A 17,846-nucleotide genomic window follows, 5' to 3' on the forward strand; every position below is an offset into this window, starting at 1 on the left:
ATATCGTTTTCCGGTATCCGATTTCTAATTCTTAATTTCTAATTTTTAATTAATCAAGCGGTTCATCTTCCAGCAACACTTTTTTCTGCACGCAGTCTACCAGCGTTCCAATGTCGCAGCCCTGGAAAATGTACTGATCGAAGCCTTTGGCCGTCATTTCGGTTTCCATATGCTGGGGCGTAGCCGCCAGGATCAGCACCGGTTTCTGGGGTTTACCTTTTAAATTGCCGGTAAATTCTGCCGTAAAATGCTGGTACTGTTCTTCCGAGCCCGAAAGCACGATGATCTTCGAATCGTTGTTTTGCAGCGTTGCCGCGGCATCTTCCACGTTTTCGAAATGATAAACGTGCGTATCGAAGTTGGCGCATTCGAAGAACTCTTTGGCAAAGGAAGCGTGCAGGTGTTCGTTTAATTTGGTGCCGATCACGGCAATTAAGGCCCGCGCTTTTTTCTTCCTTTTCTGGAAATGCATTTCCGAGGCCAGGCGCATGATCTCGAACGGGTAAGCGGCGCGGTTGGTGTCGTAATACTTGCTTTGCATTAAACGCTCCGGGTCGAAATCTACTTTTTCGTTTGCGTTCGGGTATTTGTTGGTGCCTACCAGAATATGTTCGCGATTGGTAAGCGCTTTGAATTTCTGTTCGGTAATTTTTTTGATCTCTGCAGCAATAAACTCACTTTCCAGCGATTTTTTAAAACCACCTTTGCTTTCCAGGAGCTGAAAACATTCCCAGGCTTTTTCGGCTATTTCCTTGGTTAAACTTTCCAGGTAATAAGAACCGGCCGCCGGGTCGATGGCTTTATCTAAATAAGCTTCTTCTTTCAGAATAACGGAAATGTTGCGGGAAATGCGTTCCGAAAAATCGTCGGGGGTTTTGTAAAGCTGATCGAACGGCGCAATGCTCAGCGAATCGCAGCCGCCCAAAACGGCGCTCATGGCCTGGGTAGTGCCGCGCAGTAAATTTACGTGCGGATCGAAAACTGTCTGAAACCAGCGGGAAGTAGAAACGTGAATGCGTAACCGGCCGGCAATTTCGCCGTGCAAACCGTAGCTGCTCACAATGGCGCTCCAAAGCAGACGCAAAGCCCGAAGCTTGGCAATTTCGAAGAAATAATTGGTGCCCGCCGTAACGTGAAATTGCATGCGACTGATAACCTTTTCCGGCGCGATGTTGTGTTTCTCACAATTTTCGATCACGCTCACCGCCGCGCTTAAAACCAGCGCAATTTCCTGGGTAAGCAAAGAACCGCGGTTACTGAACTGCTGGCCGCTGATGGCAATAGGGTAAAGGTTGGGAGCATCTTTTACCAGGTCCAGCATAGGCGGAATGCAGGCATAGGCGGGCAGATGAAAAGGCTCATCGTCTATTGGTTCGAACTGAATAAAGCCGCGCAGTAAAGTCAGATCGTAGTTATTCTCTTTGGCGCTTTTGAGGTATTGTTCCAGATACGTTTCGGGCGAAACCGGAAAGGTGAAGCTGATAGATGCACCGCGCATAAACGGTTTGGAAAACAAATAACCGAAATCGAAATCTACCGGTTCTTTCAGGATGAAGTGGATGCCGGTGGCGCCGCGTTCCAAAGCTGTTGCTGCTTTGTCGATGGACGGTTGGCTTTCGCGCCGCACGTAGATCGTCTGCACATTGTCCCACTGGTTGTCGCGGGCTTTGGTGGTGCGCACAAACGGGAAATCGTCGGGCCTGGAAACCAGGTTTTCCGGCAGGTCCTGGCGCGTATAAAATGGTTTAACAGTTATGCCTTCGTCGGTTTGCCACAGCAGGGAATGGTAGCTCGCTTCGCGCAGATCTTTGCGGATGCGTTCTTCCCAGGTTTGGGCGTTTACCGGTGTGAAATCATTAAAAAGAGGCGTTTCAGATTTCGCTTCGTTCATAATATACTCGTTTTTCGGAGGGTAAAGATACGGTTTTTGCGTTGCTATGATTTAATATTTGCCAAAAATCGGCAGTTTCCGGTATTGTTCCGTAAAAACCGCCAAAGCACTTTTTTACATGAAAACCATACCGAATTTATACATTGGTACCTCCGGCTGGAGTTATCGCTGGAAAGGCGTTTTCTATCCGGAAGACCTGCCCAGCGCCGATTTTTTGCCATTTTACGCGCAGCATTTCAACACCACCGAAATAAACAGCAGCCATTACCACTACACCATGGCCAAAACCATAGAAAAATGGCTGGCACTTACGCCTCCGGAATTCCGGTTCGGTGCCAAATTCCACAAAGAAATTACCCACGTAAAGCGCCTGGCAAACGCGGAAGCCGAAATTGAAAAATGGATGAGCCGCTATTTATTAATGGGTGAAAGGCTAGGGCCGGTACTGGTGCAGATCCCGGCCAGCTTGCGTTTCGACCGGCCGCTGGCTGAGGATTTTTTCCGGTTGCTGCGCGAGAAATATCCCGATCAGATCTTTGCCTTTGAAGTGCGCCATAAAAGCTGGCTTGAAGAGGAACCTATAGAACTTCTGCGCGATTACGAAATAACCTTTGTAATTGCCGATTCGCCGCGCTGGCCCAAACTCGATATCACCACCACCGAAAATGTGTACCTAAGATTGCACGGCCAGGAACGATTATATTCCGGGCCTTATGACGATGCTGCCCTGGAACGTTACGCCTTTATGATAAACGACTGGCTACTGGATGAAAAGCAGGTCTGGGTGTATTTCAACAATACCATGTTCGGAAATGCGGTTACAGATGCGAAACGCTTGCAGGAAATGCTGGAGAATTTGTAAATGAAAATGATCTGAAAACGCTATGTTTTCAGGCCGAAAAAGTGCCGATGTAGCTTTTCTTTCCTTCAAAACGCCACCCGGATACCCATAAAAACTGAAATGTTAAGCTTCAGTTTTTATGGGTATAAAATTTCAGGGAACAGTTTACTTCCCGGCAATGTCTTTCACCTGATCCACCTCAAAGATCCGGGAAGTTTCGCCATTTTTAAGTTTGTAGGTAATTACCCGTTTCATTTCCGAAGGTTTGCCGTTTACATCTCCCTCGTTGTAGAGCGGGAATTCCTGCGTCAGCGCGTTGTTTACCACGGTAAATTTATCGTGCCCGCCATAACCTTTTTTGAGAGTAGCATTATCAGCAATTTCCGGGAAAGTAACCCGGCTCATCGATTTTCCATTGTTTACCGAAAAAGCGATCACCTTGCCATAACTTCCGCTGCCAGCCGATTGCGTATAAATTAAAAGTTCCGGAAATCCGTCGGCATTCAAGTCACCGGTTTCGGCATTTACCACCGGTTCTGTTTCCAGTTTTTCCTCCCGGTTGGTTGCTGAAAGGCCCCCAGGCTCAATGCTTACTTGTTGCAGAGAACCTTTGCCGTAAGCGTTCACGGTAAACGTTATGTTTTTATAAGTTAAAACTTTCGAGAAATCTGCTGAAACCGGTTCTGCCTTGATTACTGGTTCTTGGGTTGTTTTTGGTTCTTCGGCTGGTTCTTTGTCTTGAACCGACATAGAATCGGTTTTTACATCAGAGTCGGTCCCGGTTCTTTCAGAATGGACACGTTCTTTAGATTCGCTGCAACTTACGACCAGGGAAGAAGCAATAATTGCGGTGAAAAGGTAAGGAAATATTTTTCTCATTTTTGGATTATCATCGTTAAGGTCCGGTCCGGATTGCATATCTCACAACATGCAAATCAAGGTTTCAAATACTATTCAAAACTATTGTAAAAAAAACCTGAAGCAAATTGCTTCAGGTTTTTTTGTTTAGCGGAGTCTTTTGGATTTATGCAAGCCTTCGCCGGCGAACATGCTTTTTTTAGGAACTCTTTTCTTGGAAACCGTCCGCTTCGATTTATGTTCGCTGTAGGTTATTTTACCTTTCGGTACGTTGGTTTGTTTTCTTTTTTTGTCGCCTTCGTCGGCGTGGCTTAACGATATGCTGAGCATAAAGGTCAAAGCCAGGAGTAACGTTTTCATAGCAGGGTTTAATTTGATTTTTTTGGGTTTTTCATAAGTGTGTTTTCAGAGCAAACAAAGGCAGCGTTTTAAAGTTGAGCAGCCCTTCTGGTATTTATTTGGCTGTCTGCCTTTGTCTGTTTATTTACGGTGCCCTATCAGATTCGGTAATGTAAATTGACTTATTTGAAGAGGAAGTTTCTTCGGTGCAATACTTTTCAGGGAAAAAGCCACTTCGGTTTCCTATTGTTTTACCAGGCAAAACGGTAGGGTTTCAAGCCCGAAAAGTCTGAACGAAAGAGAATTGGTTTCTGAGAGCAGAACCTCGTACCTTTGTTTTCCAAATCCTGCAGAATCTATGCGCTTTCACTTCTTTAAAATAGTATTGCTGAGCCTGGGCCTTGGGCTTTCGGTAAGTTGCCAGCGCACCTGGCACGGAGAGCCGGCTTTGCAAAAAACCATGCTGGGCGTTACGGCAACTATTGCTCCCGATGCCCAGGCCGAAAAAACGATTGCCCCTTACCGGGCACAGGTAACCAAACAAATGGCCGAAGTAATTGGCGTAGTGCCCGTGGCCCTCGAAAAACTAGCCGTAGAATCGCCGGTCGGAAATTTTGTGGCCGATCTGCAGCGCATTCAGGCCGAAAAGCTGACCGGTAAACCCATAGACCTGGGCCTGATGACCGCCGGCGGCGTGCGCACACCACTGCGCCAGGGCAACCTGACCGTTGGCGATATTTTTGAACTCATGCCGTTCGAAAATGAACTGATGGTAATTACCGTGCCGGCCGTGGTGGTGAAGCAACTTTTGAATTATGCTTCGCAGCCGCACATTTACCCGCTGGCGCCTAAAACGCTTTCTACTTCCAATGTAGCCTACCAGATCCTGAATAACCAACCCCAGAACATTTTAATTGGTGGCCAGCCTTTCGATTCTACCCGAACCTACACCATTGCCTTATCCGATTACCTGGCCAAAGGCGGCGATAACCTTGAGTTTATTACCAACCAGGTAAGTTCCCAGAAAGTAGGCTTGTTATTGCGCGACGCCATTATAAAGCACATTAAAGAACTGACCGCCGAAGGCAAACCCGTGGAAGCTAAAATTGACGGCCGCGTGCAGGTAATTGTTCCAAATACTCCAGTAGAACCGAAGCAATGAAAAGAAGAGAATTTCTCCGGAATAGTTTAATGGGTACCGCCGGTTTAAGTCTGCTGGGTTTCCCGTTTGCTGCCCAGGCGCGCCCTAAAAATAAAAAGCTCGTAATTCTGCATACCAACGACACGCATTCCCGCATCGATCCATTTCCGAGCGATGGCCGGGCCAACGGCGGCATGGGGGGCATGGCGCGGCGCGCATCGCTTATCAAGCAGATCCGGGCGAAGGAAAAAAATGTGCTGCTTTTAGATTCCGGCGATATTTTTCAGGGCACGCCCTACTTTAATTTTTTTGGCGGCGAACTGGAGTACAAACTCATGAGCCAGATGGGCTACGATGCGGCCACGCTCGGCAACCACGATTTCGATAACGGCCTGGCTGGTTTGCAAAAGCAATTGCCGCACGCCAGTTTTCCGTTCCTTTCCGCCAATTACGATTTTTCCGAAACCATTCTGAAAGATAAATTCCAGCCTTATAAAGTGTTCGTGAAAGATGAGCTGAAGATCGGGGTTTTTGGTTTGGGCATTGATCTGCAGGGCTTGGTGGGCGCCGATATGTACGGCAAAACCCTTTACCTTGACCCGGTGGTAAAGGCCAAGGAAATGGTGAAAATTCTGCGCGATGAACAGGAATGTAATTTAATTATCTGCCTTTCGCACCTGGGTTATAAATACGACACCGATAAAATAGACGACCGCAAACTGGCCGCCCAGGTTGGCGGCATCGATCTGATCTTAGGCGGCCACACGCATACCTTCCTCGAAAAACCCGATGCCATCATTAGCCCGGGCGGCGAAGAAACTTTGATTAACCAGGTGGGCTGGGCCGGTATCAATTTAGGCCGTATCGATTTTGAATTCAGTACCGAAGGCAAGAAAAAAGGCTACGCGGCGGCGGTTTTACCGGTGCACGAACGTACTGCAATAAGTTCGTAAACGAAAAGTTTTTTGTTTAAAATTATTTACTCATTTTTGTAGTCCTTCCGAAAATTTCGGAAGCGAATCCACTCAGAAGAAAGAAGAACGCAGCGATGTTGATGGTTAAGGACGCTACCACTGTATGGAGTAATTGTTTACACGTGATCAGGGAAAATATTGGGGAGCAGAGCTACAAAACGTGGTTCGAACCCATTGTGCCCACTTCACTGGTAAATAACGTCCTGACGATTCAGGTGCCGAGCCAGTTCTTTTACGAATGGCTGGAAGAGCATTATGTGGGTATTCTGAAGAAAGTGATCTTTCAGGAACTGGGTAGCGAAGGCCGCCTGGAATACTCGATTATTGTGGACCGCGGCAACGCAGCGAATAAACCGCAGACGGTAAACCTGCCAACGAAGAAAATTCCGCAGGCGGTGGTAAACTCTTACCAACCCGAACAGCACGTTTTGCGCAATCCCTTCGATTCGAAAACGATCGACCGCAATTACCTGAATTCGCAGCTTAACCCGAACTACGTTTTTGATAATTACATTGAAGGCGACTGCAACCGGCTGGCCCGTTCGGCGGGGTTTGCGGTAGCTAATAAACCGGGTACCACTTCTTTTAACCCGCTCATGGTTTACGGTGGGGTAGGGCTGGGCAAAACGCACCTGGTGCAGGCCATCGGTAACCACATTAAAAGCCACGCGCCCGAGAAATTCGTGCTCTACGTTTCTTCCGAAAAATTCGTGAACCAGTTCGTGGAATCGGTTAAAACGAACAGCATGCAGGATTTTGCCAACTTCTATTTATTGGTAGATATCCTGATCATAGACGATGTGCAGTTCCTGAGCGGCAAGGAAAAAACCCAGGAAATGTTCTTCCATATCTTCAACCATTTGCACCAGTCTGGCAAGCAGATCATCATGACCTCGGATTGTCCGCCGCGTGATCTGAAAGGCCTGGAAGAACGTTTGCTTTCCCGTTTCAAGTGGGGCTTAACTGCCGATTTGCAAAGTCCGGATTTTGAAACCCGCATGGCGATCATCCAGAAGAAAATGCAGAGCGACGGCATCGATATTCCGGATAACGTAATCGAGTACCTGGCTTACAGCGTAGATACCAACGTGCGGGAACTGGAAGGCGTGCTGATTTCCCTGATCGCGCAAAGCAGCCTGAACCGCAAGGAAATTGACCTGGAACTGGCCAAAGGCGCGCTAAAGCACATTATTGAAGATGTTGAAACGGAGGTAAACCTGGATTTCATTCAGAAAACCGTAGCCGAATATTTCAACGTTACGCTCGATTCTTTAAAAGCCAAAACCAGGAAAAAAGAAATTGTAACCGCGCGCCAGGTAGCGATGTATTTTGCCAAAGAATACACCAGCCATTCACTTAAATCTATCGGCTACCACTTCGGCGGCCGCGACCACAGCACGGTAATTCACTCGGTGCAAACGGTTTCGGATCTGATCGATACCGATAAAAAATTCAAGGCTTCTATCCAGGAGCTGCAGAAGAAATTCAAAGGCAAGAATTCGTAAGTTCGTAGTTCGAATTTTCGAAGTTCGCAGGTTCAATAAAAACGCTATACTTTTTGAGAAGAAAAGTATAGCGTTTTTTGTTTCTGAATCGCTGATTTTGTGGATGAAAGAATGACGCGGATTTTTTTGATCTTAAAACTTAATGTAAGAATTTATCCATGCGAAATTCTTCCCCCTGCCAGAATTTTTTGCTCAGGTTTTGAATTACCGGTATTGAAATTCAAAAGCAGAAAACCATAACAATATTGTTTTAGTAACACCGTTAAAGCCGTACGTTCAAAAAAAATGTACAGTTTTTTCTTTACCCAAAATCTAAAACTATGAAAATTGTAAAGCCGGTCTGGTGCGTGGTATTCTCTATGGTAATTTTTGCTGCCTGCAGCAAAAATGAAAGCGAAGAAAACAAACCTGCCGAACCTAAGCCGGAAGCCATCATCGAACCCGGTCCGGATCAGATCAGGAAAGTGATTCGCTATAACGATACTGGCGTGGTGCAAGACAGCATCTTTTTCAGGTACGACACGAAGAACCGCATTGCTAAAATTGAATACGGCGATTTTGTAAACGGTCGGTTTAAATTTAAAGTAGATTTTGTCTATACAACCAATGCTTCCGGGGCGAACATTTTAATGGAACAAGACAGCACTTTGGCTACTACCGGCAAGTATTATTTAACTGCTTCGGCTACTTATTACGTGAATGCAGCTTACCAGAAAGCTACCCGTGTTGCAATCCAAAGTCCTCTTAGTTATGGTATTACCTACGATAGTAACGGTTTTGTAAATAGTGTCAGACAGAGTGGACAAAAACAAAACGATGCGTATCAGGATGTAACTTTCCAATCTCAAAATAACAACTTAACTGAATTCGTTTCGGAATCTGATCTCGCGGGCAATTATAGAATTAATTACGAATATTACCCGGAGCCTTACCCTCACAATTTAAATTTCAATTTAAATGAAACAGGCATGCGCCTTTTCTGGAATGCACAGTTATCTGATGTATTTAGTTTCAGACATAGCTTACTTGGGAAAAGGAATATGAATTTAGTGAAGAAGCAAACCACTTCCTATGGACAAGCTGATTCAACTGAAATCAGCTATCAGTATGAATTCAATTCGTTAGGATTGGTTTCTAAAATTCAATCAGCAACCATTTCTTCGAAAAATGGCACTAAACCTATGGCAGCCAGATACGAGATATTCTATTATTAAAAACCTGAATCGGTATAATAAAAACGCTATACTTTTTAAGCCCAAAAGTATAGCGTTTTTGTTTTCTGAATCGCAGGTGAAACGGATTCAAATATTCAGTTGATTTTTTTCTAAACTACAAATTCATTCAAGCTTTCCGCGAAATCCTCTAATCCGTTTGATCCGCGATTCAGACTTTTTTACTTCAAAACCCTACCGTTTAAACAAAAATCCCCGGAAAATTCCGGGGATTTCTGCATTAATTAAAAAGTATTATTGGGCCGGAATGGTATTGCCGGGAAATAAAATATCGATGATCTCACGCGGCACTGATTTTGGTTTTTGGGCTTCCGCTTTCCGCCAGTCGTATTGGGTATCGTAAGCCTGGTTGCCGTGAATGATAAAGGCGCCGTCGGTAATAGGCGCGTTAGGCGGATATCCGTAGGCTACCGGCGCCGGCTGGTGTCCCGGAGGACGTCCCGGGTACCAGATGCGGTAAGTTCCGGCCGGCGGATAATGCCCCGGTGGTACTTTAAAATGCCGGGGGGTGGCGTGCGGAAAATTACCGGCGTTTTTATTTTTGGCTTTATAAGCTTTGGCAGGCTTACCTTTCTTGCCATAATTAACAGCTTCCGGGTTGGCAACCTTGTATTCGCCGTGTTTTTCTTTATGCTTGTCTTTTCCGTTGCCATTGCCTTTGCCCTGGGCCAGTATTTCTGCTCCGGTAAACAGGAACATACCGCCGAAAAGGAACAGCGATCCGAGTGTTAATTTATTTTTCATGGTTCTGGTAGTTAGTGAACTTGCGTTTCTGTTTTTCTGGATTACAAGCTTTATGCCACAATTTTCAGGCATAAAAAACGCTATACTTTTTGCTTTCAAAAGTATAGCGTTTTTACTTTAAACGTTATGTTCTGGCTTTATAAAGGCAGGTTGATATTAATACCAGGACGCGGTGCCGGCTGTACAATTATTACTTTTTCACGGTAAACGTGGTGCACCCCATGGCGGCAGTGCGCCTTGCAGTAATGTTTTTGTTTTTTGTAATAATGCTTCTGATGGCCTTTGCCTTTTCCATTGCCGCGATCTTTAGGGTTCGCCTGGACAGCAATAGAAAATAACATGATTAGGGTAAAGAGAGATAAAAATATTTTCATATTTCGTTAGCGGGGTGAAACGTGGGAGAAAATCGCAGATTTGCAATATTCATGCCACAGGTTTCGTACGCCGGAAAACCTAATCGAAGAATTCGGAAAAAAGTTTGGCGCCGCCGAAAAAAATGAAAAGCCAGACCAGGCCTTTAATAAAGAAAAACATAAAGCCGGCTAATCCCAGTTTCTTCATCCGATCTTTAAATTTCGACATGGCTTTTGCAGGTAATAATTCTTTACTTATAACGCAGTTTATCTTGGAAAAGTATCGGCCGAAAGCGCAAAGCGGTGGCGTTCCGACATGAGTTGCAGTTTCTCTCGCACCAGTTCAATGTTTTTCCGGCGTTTCAGCGATTTCAGGTCCATGGTTTCCTGTTCCCCGTTCTTGAGTTTAAACCGCAGCGTGGTAGGCAAAATCTGAACGGAGGTTACATCGTCGAAAGCAATTACCTGTTTGGGGCGGAAATGGCCTTTTTTCTGCACAATGTAGGCTGGCGTAATTTCCAGGTAACTCTGCGTGCCAAAAATAGAAGTGTTTTGCGCCAGAATATAAAGCAGGTACAGAAAAGCCAGCACCAGGAAAACAATGTGCAGGTAGCTGCGGTCGTTGGTGTCAGGTTCGGTAAAAAGCAGGGCGCTGCCGTAAGCCAGCCAGAAAAAAACGATGGCTAATTGCACACCAAACGAAATACGCGAATTTTTTAAAGGGCGAATACCAACCCGTAACAAAGACCTCATACCGGAGACTGAACTAGATTTAGAAAGCGAAGGTATAAAAAAATAACGGCAACTTATTAAAGTTGCCGTTCTGAAATTGCTTATTCGTCGCCCGAAAGGCTGGCCGTGACCGTAACTTCCGGAATACTGCGCAACGCCCGGCTTACCGGGCAGTTTTGCTTGGCATCCTGCACGTGTTTCTGAAAATCGGCTTCTTCAATATTTTCTACCGTTGCCTCGGTGGTCAGTTCAATTTTTGAGATCAGCGGGCCGGTGTCGTCTTTGCTCAGCGTTACTTTGGCTTCGGTTTTAATGTGCTTCGGAACGTGGCCGTGTTTTTCCAGAAGGCTGCTCAGAAACATCGAAAAACAACCCGCCAGCGCGCCGCCGATCAGTTCCTCGGGGTTCGTGCCCGATTTGTCGTCTTCGAAGCGCGAACCGAATGAATAGGCCGCGTTCACCGCGCCGCTTTCGGTAGAAATATTGCCTTTGCCTTCTTTCAGGCCGCCGTGCCAGATGGCTTCTGCAGAATGTACTCCCATAGTTTTTTTCTTGAATGATTTAATTATAGAATTAATGATTTTTGAGTATTAGAATTATTGAATTGTTGTTTTTCTGAGTTCCGGGTTATTGGTGCTGAAAAGATAGCGTTTTTTGAGCCAGAATCTGCACCGCGGTTTACAAACCGGCTTTCAGAGAACAAGTAAATAGCTTTAAATAAAAATCCTGCGTATTTATGGCTGAAAGCTGAAATCGTGCATACGAAACAAAAAGCTGCCGGTTTTCTTCGGCCTTAATTCGCGCCCGTTCGGTAATTCAAACTTTCGGAATTCAAACATTTTCTCTCATGAAGCTGCTGTTGTTTTTGTTTGCTGCCGTTTTGTTTTCGCTGGAAATTTCTGCGCAGTGCGATGACCTGAAACCCATGTATGGCCTGAAATGCGAGAAAACTGCCGCCATGCGTAAAGCCGACGATACCTTTCGCAACGCGGCTATAAAACAATTCGGTTCGGCCGATTCAGCTGCACAAGTTTATTTGCGCCGGGGCTGGAATAATTTCAGGAACCTGAACCAGGCCGCTGCCATGAAAAACCTGAACCAGGCCTGGTTGCTGAACGCAAATGATCCGGAAATATATTTCGCCTTCGGGCATTTGGTGCGTTTCGCTTTTACTAAAAATGCGCCCGAAGCCGGAAAATATTACCAGCTGGCCCGCGACCGCGACCCGAAACGTACTGCTGAAAAAGTAAGCTACGTCCGGTTGATTGCTGCCCTGGAAAACGGTGCGGAACCGCAGGCCGTGATCGATGCCTGTTCGCAACTCATTCAAAGTTTTCCGGAATATAAAAATGGCCTGGGCTATAAAAAACGAGCCCAATATTACACCCAGATGCAACTGCCCGACCGCGCCGTTAAAGACTGGACCGAAGCCCTGAAATTTGACCCGAACGATGCCGGAATTTATGCCGGCCGGGGTGCTGCTTATTTCTGGCTCAAAGATCCGGAAAAAGCTTTAACCGACCTGGAAAAAGCCCTTGCCCTGAAACCCGGTTTTGCCGAAGCGCACGCCACCCGCGCGCAGGTGCAAGCCGGGCTGCAAAACCAACCCGCCGCAGCTTTAACCGAAATAGATAAAGCCCTGGCCATAAACGACCGCAAACCGGAATTCTACAAACTGAAAAGCCAGATCCTGCTGCTGCAAAACCAGAAAACCGAAGCCTGTAAATGCCTGAAAAACGGTATCGAAAAAGGCCTGAAAAGTCTGGCTGAAGATTACAAAACGCAATGCGGAAAGTAGGAAATGATTGAATTGTTGAATGAGTGAATGAAAGAATAAGTGCAGGAGGAAGTTAAGACTTCAATAATTTCTGATGTTCATAATTCCATGATGCATTTTTTACAATCTATCCATTTAGGCTTATTTCTTCAATTGTTCCATTTTTCAGTTCTTAATTTCCTCAATTAATCACTCACGCATTCCATAACTCACTCATTCTCTAATTCTATCATTCCTTCCTTCAATCATTCCAAAAAACGCTATCTTTACAGGCAAAAAAACTGCCGGAATGGGAATAAAAGCCGCTTTAAGTAAACCGCTTGCCGCCTGGGTGCACAGTCGCGACCAGGATTGGATGCGTTACCCGGTGCAGGCGCAGCAGGCTATTTTAGAAGATGTTCTAAAAAAAGCCGCCAACACTGTTTTCGGGAGAGATCATAATTTTGGCAACCTGAAAACGCATGCTGATTACGTAAAAGCCGTTCCCGTGCGCGATTACGAAGGCCTGAAAACCTATTTCGACCGCGTGAAAAACGGCGAACCAGATGTGCTTTGGCCCGGCAAACCAATTTATCTGGCTAAAACTTCCGGTACCACATCGGGCACTAAATACATACCCATTACCAAAGCCAGCATTCCCAACCATATAAACGGCGCTAAAAATGCCCTGCTCAGTTACATTCACGAAACCGGCAACAGTAAATTTCTGGATGGCAAGCTGATCTTTTTATCGGGGAGTCCGGAACTGGAAGAAGTAGGCGGCATTAAAACCGGCAGGCTTTCAGGCATTGTAAATCACCACGTGCCGGGTTACCTGCGCCGCAACCAGATGCCGAGTTACCAGACCAATATTATTGAAGACTGGGAAACCAAGCTCGATAAAATTGTAGACGAAACGATCTCGGAACGCATGACTTTAATCTCCGGCATTCCGCCCTGGGTGCAGATGTATTTCGATAAGTTGCAGGCCAGAACCGGCAAAGAAATTAAAGATATTTTCCCTGATTTTTCCCTGTTCGTTTACGGCGGCGTGAACTTCGATCCGTACCGCGCCAAGCTCTTCAAAAGTATCGGTAAATTCGTAGACAGCATTGAAACCTACCCGGCTTCCGAAGGCTTTATTGCCTACCAAAACTCGCAGAAAGATTCCGGCTTATTGCTTTTGCTCAACAGCGGCATTTTCTACGAATTCATTCCGGTGAGCGAATTCTTCGATGAAAACCCGACGCGTTTAACCATTGGCGAAGTGGAACTGGGCGTAAATTACGCGCTCGTTTTAAGCAGCAACGCCGGTTTGTGGGGCTATTCCATCGGCGATACCGTGAAATTCGTTTCTAAAAAGCCGTACAAAATTGTGGTTACCGGCCGCATCAAGCACTTTATTTCCGCGTTCGGCGAACACGTGATCAGTGAAGAAGTAGAAAGAGCTTTGTTCCAGACCCTGCGGCATTTTCACGGCATTTCGGTGGCAGAATTTACGGTAGCACCTCACATCAGCAGCACCGAAGGCGAACCATCATACCACGAATGGCTCATCGAATTCGATCAGAAACCTGCCAACATGCCCGCCTTCGAACGCACATTGAACAACGAACTATGCAAGCTGAACAGTTACTACGATGACCTGATAAAAGGCCATGTACTTTCGCAGCTCAGAGTAACTGCTTTGCCCGAAGCCGCTTTCCAAAATTACATGCGCAGCCAGGGCAAACTCGGCGGCCAGAATAAAGTACCGCGTTTAAGCAACGACCGGAATTTAGCGGATGGCTTGTTGAATGTCTGAACACGATTTTAAAGATTTAAATGATAGACAGGGTTTTTGAAAATTAAAATGTGCCTGAATTGTATAGGAAATGGTAGAGTTTTGAACTGAAAAAGTCAACCACCCCCAACCCCTCCTTGAAAAGGAGGGGAGCTTTTGGGTTCTGCTTTATTCAGACTTTTTACCTTGAAAAGGCTACCATTTTTTAACATAAAAGTAACCTAAGAACTGCTAAAATATAAATCTGGCAGCAAGCAGCTCCCCGCCTGGACAGGAGGGGTTGGGGGTGGTTGACTTTCGGAGCCAGGATGGTTGCGAGAAGCGAAAACCAGATTGCATAAAAAAAATAGGAACCTTTGTAATATAAAAATTACGCTGAAAAATAAACGAATTCATTGCCGTCTGCTTTAGCTGACGGACTAAAGAAAAAGAATTTTGAATACTGAACATAAAAAAAGAATCGCCATACTTGGCTCTACCGGCTCCATCGGCACCCAGGCCCTGGAAGTTATAGAAGCCAATCCGGAAAGTTTTGAGCTGGAAGTTTTAACCGCCAATCACAACGCCAAACTCCTCATCGCACAGGCGCTGGCTTATAAACCAAACGCCGTAGTCATTGCCAACGATGCGCTTTACGACGAAGTTTTCGATGCCTTAGATCCGCACGATATAAAAGTGTATGCCGGGGCCAACGCGCTCAATAGCATCGTAGAAATGGAAACCGTGGATCTGGTTTTAACCGCCATGGTGGGGTACGCCGGGTTGCAGCCAACCATCCGCGCCATTAATGCCGGAAAATCCATTGCACTGGCCAACAAAGAAACCTTAGTAGTTGCCGGCGAACTCATTACCAAACTGGCCCGCGAAAAAGGCGTAAATATTTACCCGGTAGATTCCGAGCACAGCGCTATTTTTCAATGTCTTGCCGGCGAATTTCATAACCCGATCGAGAAGATCATTCTCACGGCTTCCGGCGGACCATTCCGGGGCAAAGACAAAGCTTTTTTAGAAACCGTAACCAAAGCCCAAGCCCTGAAACACCCCAACTGGACCATGGGCGCGAAAATCACCATCGATTCGGCCAGCCTGATGAACAAAGGACTGGAAGTGATCGAGGCCAAGTGGCTTTTCAATTTGCGGCAGGATCAGATCGAGGTGGTGGTGCATCCGCAAAGTATTATTCACTCGCTGGTGCAGTTCGAAGACGGCAGCATGAAAGCGCAGATGGGATTACCGGATATGAAACTGCCGATCCAATACGCCATGGCTTACCCCGATAGACTAAAATCCGCTTTCCCGCGTTTTGACTTCCGGAACTTCAGCCAGCTTACGTTTGAACAACCCGATCTGGAAACGTTCCGGAATTTGCAGTTAGCTTACGATGTGCTTGCCAAAGGCGGCAATGCGCCCTGCGTTTTGAACGCCGCCAACGAAATTGCCGTAGCCGCATTCCTCAACGACGAGCTCGGATTTTTGCAGATGCCCGACCTGATTGAAAGCTGTCTGGCCAAAGTTGCGTATATTGCGCATCCTTCGCTGGAAGACTACGTGCAAACCGACGCCGAAACGCGCCGCCTGGCCGAAGAACTGAAAGTGAAATATTAATTAATTATTGATTGTTAATTGTTGATTGTTAAATTGTTTAAGGATTAAATTGTTAAATGGCTGTCCGGATATTTTTCCTTTCCCATTTAAGTTTTCCATTTCCAGAATTTCAAATCTTCAAATTTCCAAATCAATTATTAATTCCTAATTATTAATTATTAATTAAACTGAGTGGAAGCATTGATCATGGCGGGCCAGCTTATTTTAGGCCTCACAATTTTAGTAGGAGTACACGAGCTCGGGCACATGCTCACGGCCAAATGGTTTGGCATGCGCGTCGAGAAATTTGCCATCGGTTTTCCGCCCAAAGTGGTTAGCAAACAGTTCGGCGAAACCGAATACATGATCGGTGCCATTCCCTTGGGTGGTTTCGTGAAAATTTCCGGCATGGTAGACGAATCTTTAGATACCGAAGCGCTGAGCAAAGAACCGGAGCCGTACGAATTCCGCGCCAAACCGGCCTGGCAACGTCTGATCGTAATGATGGGCGGCATTATTGTAAACGTGCTGACCGGAATCCTGATCTTCACCATTATTACCTACAATTACGGCGAAAGCTATTTACCGGCTTCGGAAGCGCGTTACGGCGTGCTGCCAAACGACCTGGGCAAACAAATGGGTTTCCAGGCCGGCGATAGAATTGTAAAGATAAACGGTCAGGATTTTAAGAATTTCGATGATGTGTACGACCAGGATGTGCTTTTAAGCCGCGGCGGTTATTACACGGTAGAGCGTAACGGCCAGTTAGTTGATATTAAAGTTCCAGTAGACCTGATGGATCACATGGCCGATAAAGGCGATGCCCGTTTTGTAGAAACCATTTTCCCGTTCGAAGTAGGGCAGGTGGTTGCGCAGGAAAATGCGGCCAAAGCAGGCCTGCAACCCGGCGATAAATTTGTGAGCGTAAACGGCCAGCCAACGCCGTATTTCCATACGTTTCAGGAAGCCTTAAAAGCGAATGCCGGTAAACAAGTGCCGATGGTAGTGGAGCGAAAAGGTCAGCCAGAAACGCTGAACGTACAGGTAGACCAGGATGGCAAGATCGGTTTTGCGCCGGTACCTTTATTGAAATTTGCTACGAAGGAATATTCCTTATTAGAAGCCGTTCCGGCCGGTACCGCCCAGGCATTCGGCATTGTAACGGCCAACATCAAAGGCTTCGGTAAAATTTTCCGGGGCGAAGTTTCGGCTTCCAAATCGTTGAGCGGCCCGATCGGAATTGCCAAAGTTTTTGGCGGTCAGTTTCAGTGGCTCAAATTCTGGTCTATTGTGGGAATGCTTTCTATGGTGCTGGCTTTCATGAACTTCCTGCCGATTCCGGCGCTGGATGGCGGCCACGTAATGTTCCTGACCTACGAAATTGTTTCCGGCCGCAAACCTTCCGATAAATTCCTGGAAAATGCGCAAAAAGTTGGTATGGTGCTGCTGTTAGGCCTCATGGCTTTCGCGATTTTTAACGACGTATTTAAAATGTTTATGTAATTCCGGAAGTTTCCTGTAAATAGATTCAGATTCAGGAACGCGCGGCAGTGCGTTCCTGTTTTTTTGCCTGAAACCCTACCGTTTTTCGGAATAAAGATAGCGTATGAAATTAAAGATCTGGCGGAATATCCTGTTGTTGGTTTGCTTGTTGGCCATTTTTCAGAAAGCCGAAGCGCACCCGTACCATGTGAGCATTGCCGAAGTAAAATACAATGCCAAAACCCAAAGCCTTGAAATTGCCCTCAAGATTTTCACCGACGACCTGGAGAAAACGCTATCAGATTTAGTCAGAAAACCGGTGCTGTTAACTTCCGACGCTGCCGTGCAGAAACTACTGGAAACGTACTTTCAGAAGAATTTTAATGTAGCGTTATCGCACAACCAAGTGGAAGTTCCGCGGCTTTTAGGTTTCGAAAAGCAGGACGACGCACATTGGTTTTACCTCGATATTCCTGTAAAAGCCAGCCAACTGGTTACCGCCAAACTCCGCAACCAGGTATTGATCCAAACTTTCCCCGATCAAACCAACCTCACCAACCTGGAAATTAACGGCCAGAAACGCACTCTGATTTTCAAAGAAGGCGAGGTACTGAAACCGCTTTTGTAGGGA

The 17,846-nt window shown here is 46.2% G+C and carries 18 protein-coding genes; 10 read left to right on the forward strand and 8 right to left on the reverse strand.

The genetic code is table 11. The annotated features are described in order from the left end of the window. Positions 1–49 precede the first annotated feature (49 nt). The gene (locus I5M27_RS03155) at positions 50–1,891 is read right to left on the reverse strand and encodes a methylmalonyl-CoA mutase family protein (protein ID WP_200504565.1); all 1,842 of its coding nucleotides are present in this window, start codon (positions 1,889–1,891) and stop codon (positions 50–52) included. Positions 1,892–2,009: 118 nt separating this feature from the next. On the opposite strand from I5M27_RS03155, the gene I5M27_RS03160 reads away from it, so the two are divergent. Beyond that, positions 2,010–2,753 (forward strand): DUF72 domain-containing protein, encoded by a 744-nt coding sequence (locus I5M27_RS03160; RefSeq protein WP_200504566.1) that lies wholly within the window; start codon positions 2,010–2,012, stop codon positions 2,751–2,753. A gap of 144 nt (positions 2,754–2,897) precedes the next feature. Here the strand turns inward: I5M27_RS03160 and I5M27_RS03165 are convergent, their stop codons facing one another. Both I5M27_RS03165 and I5M27_RS03170 read right to left on the reverse strand, forming a co-directional pair. Then, on the reverse strand, positions 2,898–3,611 hold the full coding sequence (locus I5M27_RS03165; protein WP_200504567.1) for a PliI family lysozyme inhibitor of I-type lysozyme: 714 nt from the start codon (positions 3,609–3,611) through the stop codon (positions 2,898–2,900). A gap of 126 nt (positions 3,612–3,737) precedes the next feature. Beyond that, positions 3,738–3,950 (reverse strand): hypothetical protein, encoded by a 213-nt coding sequence (locus tag I5M27_RS03170; protein WP_200504568.1) that lies wholly within the window; start codon positions 3,948–3,950, stop codon positions 3,738–3,740. 337 nt (positions 3,951–4,287) lie between these two features. Here I5M27_RS03170 and I5M27_RS03175 point away from each other — a divergent pair, with 337 nt between their 5' ends. The 4 genes from I5M27_RS03175 (at position 4,288) to I5M27_RS03190 (ending at position 8,763) form a co-directional block, all read left to right on the forward strand. Beyond that, complete coding sequence (locus I5M27_RS03175) at positions 4,288–5,091, forward strand: 5'-nucleotidase C-terminal domain-containing protein (RefSeq protein ID WP_200504569.1); 804 nt, start codon at positions 4,288–4,290, stop codon at positions 5,089–5,091. Continuing rightward, positions 5,088–6,023, forward strand: a complete 936-nt coding sequence (locus I5M27_RS03180; RefSeq protein WP_200504570.1) for a bifunctional metallophosphatase/5'-nucleotidase — start codon at positions 5,088–5,090, stop codon at positions 6,021–6,023. The genes I5M27_RS03175 and I5M27_RS03180 overlap by 4 nt, the downstream gene beginning before the upstream one ends. Before the next feature lie 101 nt (positions 6,024–6,124). Further along, complete coding sequence (dnaA, locus tag I5M27_RS03185; RefSeq protein ID WP_200504828.1) at positions 6,125–7,549, forward strand: chromosomal replication initiator protein DnaA; 1,425 nt, start codon at positions 6,125–6,127, stop codon at positions 7,547–7,549. A gap of 320 nt (positions 7,550–7,869) precedes the next feature. Next, positions 7,870–8,763, forward strand: a complete 894-nt coding sequence (locus tag I5M27_RS03190) for a hypothetical protein (RefSeq protein WP_200504571.1) — start codon at positions 7,870–7,872, stop codon at positions 8,761–8,763. 252 nt (positions 8,764–9,015) lie between these two features. On the opposite strand, the gene I5M27_RS03195 is transcribed toward I5M27_RS03190, so the two are convergent. The 5 genes from I5M27_RS03195 to I5M27_RS03210 form a co-directional block, all read right to left on the reverse strand. Continuing rightward, positions 9,016–9,525, reverse strand: a complete 510-nt coding sequence (locus I5M27_RS03195; RefSeq protein WP_200504572.1) for a hypothetical protein — start codon at positions 9,523–9,525, stop codon at positions 9,016–9,018. A gap of 137 nt (positions 9,526–9,662) precedes the next feature. Next, complete coding sequence (locus I5M27_RS03200; RefSeq protein ID WP_200504573.1) at positions 9,663–9,899, reverse strand: hypothetical protein; 237 nt, start codon at positions 9,897–9,899, stop codon at positions 9,663–9,665. A 79-nt stretch (positions 9,900–9,978) separates the two neighbouring features. Next, positions 9,979–10,107, reverse strand: a complete 129-nt coding sequence (locus tag I5M27_RS18680; RefSeq protein WP_262896433.1) for a hypothetical protein — start codon at positions 10,105–10,107, stop codon at positions 9,979–9,981. 38 nt (positions 10,108–10,145) lie between these two features. Then, the gene (locus I5M27_RS03205) at positions 10,146–10,631 is read right to left on the reverse strand and encodes a hypothetical protein (protein ID WP_200504574.1); all 486 of its coding nucleotides are present in this window, start codon (positions 10,629–10,631) and stop codon (positions 10,146–10,148) included. Between the two features lie 80 nt (positions 10,632–10,711). After that, positions 10,712–11,152 carry an OsmC family protein gene (locus I5M27_RS03210; RefSeq protein WP_200504575.1) on the reverse strand — a complete coding sequence of 147 codons (441 nt, stop codon included), beginning with the start codon at positions 11,150–11,152 and terminating at the stop codon, positions 10,712–10,714. A 305-nt stretch (positions 11,153–11,457) separates the two neighbouring features. Between I5M27_RS03210 and I5M27_RS03215 the strand changes: the two genes are divergently transcribed. The 5 genes from I5M27_RS03215 to I5M27_RS03235 all read left to right on the forward strand — a co-directional run bounded on the left by I5M27_RS03215 (position 11,458) and on the right by I5M27_RS03235 (position 17,843). After that, a complete protein-coding gene (locus tag I5M27_RS03215; protein ID WP_200504576.1) occupies positions 11,458–12,408 on the forward strand; it encodes a tetratricopeptide repeat protein in 951 nt (316 codons plus the stop codon). A 268-nt stretch (positions 12,409–12,676) separates the two neighbouring features. Further along, a complete protein-coding gene (locus I5M27_RS03220; RefSeq protein WP_200504577.1) occupies positions 12,677–14,170 on the forward strand; it encodes a GH3 auxin-responsive promoter family protein in 1,494 nt (497 codons plus the stop codon). 411 nt (positions 14,171–14,581) lie between these two features. Next, entirely contained in the window at positions 14,582–15,754 is a 1,173-nt protein-coding gene (locus I5M27_RS03225) for a 1-deoxy-D-xylulose-5-phosphate reductoisomerase (protein WP_394369079.1), read from the forward strand. A 171-nt stretch (positions 15,755–15,925) separates the two neighbouring features. Further along, entirely contained in the window at positions 15,926–17,236 is a 1,311-nt protein-coding gene (gene rseP / locus I5M27_RS03230; protein WP_200504579.1) for an RIP metalloprotease RseP, read from the forward strand. A 103-nt stretch (positions 17,237–17,339) separates the two neighbouring features. Beyond that, positions 17,340–17,843 carry a DUF6702 family protein gene (locus I5M27_RS03235; RefSeq protein WP_200504580.1) on the forward strand — a complete coding sequence of 168 codons (504 nt, stop codon included), beginning with the start codon at positions 17,340–17,342 and terminating at the stop codon, positions 17,841–17,843. Positions 17,844–17,846: the final 3 nt, after the last annotated feature.

The sequence above is a fragment of the Adhaeribacter terrigena genome, from assembly GCF_016623615.1.
In the GTDB taxonomy this organism is placed as follows: domain Bacteria; phylum Bacteroidota; class Bacteroidia; order Cytophagales; family Hymenobacteraceae; genus Adhaeribacter_A; species Adhaeribacter_A terrigena.